At 60.7% G+C, this 4,195-nt stretch carries 2 protein-coding genes; one reads left to right on the forward strand and one right to left on the reverse strand.

Annotated elements, in window-relative coordinates; genetic code table 11:
• Nucleotides 1-1,599: ABC transporter ATP-binding protein (locus tag OC610_RS22245; protein ID WP_264430799.1), on the reverse strand; the 1,599-nt coding region annotated here is incomplete at its 3' end.
• 336 nt (nucleotides 1,600-1,935) lie between these two features.
• Here OC610_RS22245 and OC610_RS22250 point away from each other — a divergent pair.
• Nucleotides 1,936-4,113, forward strand: coding sequence for a type VI secretion system Vgr family protein (locus OC610_RS22250; RefSeq protein ID WP_264430801.1), 2,178 nt, complete (start codon nucleotides 1,936-1,938; stop codon nucleotides 4,111-4,113).
• Nucleotides 4,114-4,195: the final 82 nt, after the last annotated feature.

A 4,195-nucleotide genomic window follows, 5' to 3' on the forward strand; every position in this document is an offset into this window, starting at 1 on the left:
CAGTGCGCTGGTGGCCTCGTCCAGCAGCAGGATCGGGGCATTCTTGAGCATCACCCGGGCGATGGCGATGCGTTGACGCTGGCCGCCGGAAAGCTTGATGCCACGTTCACCGACGAGGGTGTCGTAGCCGGAGTGGCCTTGCTTGTCGCTCAGTTGGTTGATGAATCCATCGGCCTGGGCGCTGGCGGCAGCGCTGCGGATCTGCTCATCGGTCGCGTCAGGTCGGCCATAGGCGATGTTGTCACGGATGGACCGGTGCAGCAGCGATGTGTCCTGGGTGACCATGCCGATGGCGCTACGCAGGCTGTCCTGGGTGATATGGGCAATGTTCTGCCCGTCGATCCGGATCTCGCCGCTGTCCACGTCGTAGAAGCGCAGCAGCAGGTTGATCAGCGTTGATTTTCCGGCACCGGAGCGGCCCACCAGGCCGATCTTTTCGCCTGGGCGAATGCTCAGGCTCAGGCCATCGAGGACCTGGCGCTCACCGTTGTAATTGAAGCGCACGTTGTCGAAGGTCACCGCGCCACCCGTGGTGACCAGCACGCCAGCGTCCGGCGCATCTTGTACCTTGGGGCCACGGGTCAAGGTCGCCATGCCATCCTGCACGGTGCCGATGTTCTCGAACAGCGAGGTCATCTGCCACATGATCCAGTGCGACATGCCATTGATGCGCAACGCCATGGCCGTAATCGCCGCGACGGCGCCAGTGCCCACTTCGCCTTGATGCCACAGCCACAGGGCATAACCGCCTGAGCCCATGATCAACGCGACCACCAATGCCTGGTTGACGATCTCGAACTGGCTGACCAGGCGCATCTGGCGAAAACCGGTCTGCTTGAAGTCCTCCATGGCGGCGCGGGCGAAATGGGCTTCGCGCTTGGAATGGGAGAATAGCTTCACCGTGGTGATGTTGGTGTAGGCGTCGGAGATACGCCCGGTCATCGACGACCGCGCATTGGCCTGTTCTTGCCCGACTTTCTCCAGGCGCGGCACGAAGTAGCGCATGGCAACACCGAACAAGACCACCCAGGCAATGAAAGGCAGCATCAACTTCAGGTCAAAGCCGCCAGCCAACGCGATGATTGCAATGAAGTAAACGCCGATCCCGGGAATGATCTCGATGAGGGTGAACAGCACCTCGCGCACCGACAGCGCCGTCTGCATCACTTTGGTGGTGACCCGGCCGGAGAACTCGTCGGAGAAGAACGAAAGGCTTTGTCGCAGCATCAGCCGATGAAAATCCCAGCGCAGCCGCAACGGCAGGTTGATCGCCAAGACTTGGTGCTGGACCATCGTGCGCAACGCGACCAGGCCAATGCTGGTGACCAGCATGATGCCGATCCCCCACAACACCCGGCTTTCCTGCCCGGCCGCATCGCCACCTGACTGCCAGGTGGAAAGCAGGTCCACCACTTGCCCGAGGAAAGAAAACAGCCAGGCTTCGTAGATCGACACACCGGCGCTGAGCAGCGCGAACGCCAGGATGTAACCGCGAGCGCCCCGGGTGCAGGCCCACAGGAACCGGGCCAGACCGTCGGGTGGCGGTGGGACTTCGTCGGGCGGGAAAGGGTCGAGCCGTTGTTCGAATGCGTGAAGCATGGTGATCTCCAAAACGATCTGACAGGGAGATTCTGGCATTTAACGATGGATTTGAGGACTTTCGAGGGGCCATCAGCTTATGTGCCTAGGTCATCCGTCCTATAGGCAGTTTCCAGGAATGACTGCTATAACCAATTCCACATGCCATATGCACGTAAAAGGAGTTTTGCGTGCGCGCCTTGAATGATTCGAGACTGATAGGGAGATCACCTCTGTGGTGGATGTTCTTCGATTTGACCAAAACGCCACGTTCCTGCACGCCGCCCACCTGACTACCGAGCCGTTGCGACCGGGCACCGGGCCCTTGGCGGTGATCCGCGCAGCTTGGAAGCCGTGATGGCAATCACCCAGAACAATCGCCTGGTCCAGGTCGACAGTCCCCTCGGCGCGGACACCCTGTTGTTGCAAGGCATGGATGGCAGTGAAGAGCTGGGGCGGTTGTTCCACTACGAATTGGACCTCACCTCGGAAAACCGCGCGATCCAGTTCGATCAATTACTCGGCAAGCCGATGGGCCTGACCCTTGAGCTTTACGACGGCGGCAAGCGCTACTTCCACGGCATCGTCAGCAATTGCCGGCAGTTGACGGGCCACGGCCAATTCGCCGGTTACCGCGTCAGCCTGCGTCCCTGGTTCTGGCTGCTCACGCGCACCTCCGATTGCCGGATTTTCCAGAACAAGACCGTGCCGGACATCATCAAGCAAGTGTTCCGCGACCTCGGTTTCTCGGACTTCGAAGACAGCCTGAGCGGTAGCTACCGCGAGTGGGAATATTGCGTGCAGTACCGCGAGACAAGCTTCGACTTCGTCAGCCGGCTGATGGAGCAGGAAGGCATCTATTACTACTTCCGCCATGAGAAGGCCCGTCATGTGCTGGTCCTGGCCGACGCCTACGGCGCGCACTCCACGGCGGCGGACTATGCCTCGGTGCCCTTCTACCCGCCCGATCGGCAGATGCGCGAGCGCGATCATTTCTATGATTGGCAAATGGCCCGGGAGGTGCAGCCTGGTTCGCTGGCGCTGAACGACTACGACTTTTTGCGTCCCCGCGCCAGCCTCGAGGTGCGTTCCAGTGTGCCGCGCAATCACACTAACGGCGAGTACCCGCTCTATGACTATCCCGGTGAATACGTCCAAAGCAACGACGGCGACCACTACGCGCGTACCCGTATCGAAGCCATTCACAGCCAGTTCGAGCGCGTGCAGTTACGCGGTCGCGCTCGCGGGCTGGGCTGCGGCCATTTGTTCACGCTGACCGGCTACGACCGCGCGGACCAGAACCGCGAATACCTGGTGGTCATCGCCCGCTATCAGATCCGCCAGGAGGCCTATGAAAGCGGCCAACCGGACCTGGCCGAACAGTTCGTCAGTGAACTGGACTGCATGGATGCCAGCCAGGTCTTCCGTCCCCTGCCCCTCACACCCATGCCCATCGTTCGCGGCCCCCAGACGGCCGTGGTGGTCGGACCCGGTGGCGAGGAAATCTGGACCGACCAATACGGCCGGGTCAAAGTGCATTTCCATTGGGATCGCCATGACCAGTCCAACGAAAACAGCTCCTGCTGGATTCGCGTGTCCCAGGCCTGGGCCGGCAAGAATTGGGGTTCGGTGCAGATTCCGAGGATCGGCCAGGAAGTCATCGTCAGCTTCCTCGAAGGGGATCCGGACCGGCCGATCATCACCGGCCGCGTCTACAACGCCGAGCAGACGGTGCCCTACAAGTTGCCGGCCAATGCCACCCAGAGCGGGGTGAAAAGCCGCTCAAGCAAGGATGGCACCCAGGCCAACTTCAATGAAATCCGCATGGAAGACAAGAAAGGTGCGGAGCAACTGTTCATCCATGCCGAGAAGAACCAGGACATCGAGGTCGAGAACGACGAGACCCACTGGGTCGGGCATGACCGCAGCAAGACCATCGACAACGACGAGACCGTGCGCGTCAAACACGACCGCACGGAAAGGGTCGACAACAATGAGACGATTTCCATCGGCGTCGATCGTACCGAGGATGTCGGCAACAACGAAAAGATCACCATTGGCGCCAATCGCACCGAGCGCGTGGGCAACAACGAGACCATCACCATTGGTGCTGACCGCACGGAAAAGGTCGGCGCCAACGAGAAAATCAGCATCGCCGGCAACCGCACGGAGGACGTCGGCGGCAACGAGACCATCGGCATCTCTGGCAACCGCAACGAGACGGTCCAGGGCAACGAGGGAATCGAGATCAATGGCAACCAGGGCACGCGGATCGGCCAGAACGAATCCCGGGACGTCGCGCAAAACCGCAGCACCGGCATCAAGCAGAACGACAGCCTGGACGTGGGCAAGCATTTCTCCCTCAACGCCGGCGATTCGATCAGCCTGACCACGGGCGCGGCCAGCATCACCCTGAAGAAAGACGGCAGCATTGTGATCAGCGGCAAGAACATCACCATCGACGGCTCCGGTGCCATCAACATCAAGGCCAACAAGAACGTAGTCGTCAAAGGCCAGAAGATCCTGCAGAACTAGCCACGGAGTGGGCGTCATGAGCGTTGAGTATCATTTTCCGCAATCCCCCACTGCCCCTTCGGTGCGCGTCGACGGCGTGGTG

Source organism: Pseudomonas agronomica (genome assembly GCF_025917275.1).
Taxonomy (GTDB): domain Bacteria; phylum Pseudomonadota; class Gammaproteobacteria; order Pseudomonadales; family Pseudomonadaceae; genus Aquipseudomonas; species Aquipseudomonas agronomica.

What these genes read in the sequence shown, in the direction of transcription:
- OC610_RS22250 (WP_264430801.1), top strand. Translation starts at nt 1,936, where the DNA reads ATGGCAATCACCCAGAACAATCGCCTGGTCCAGGTCGACAGTCCCCTC.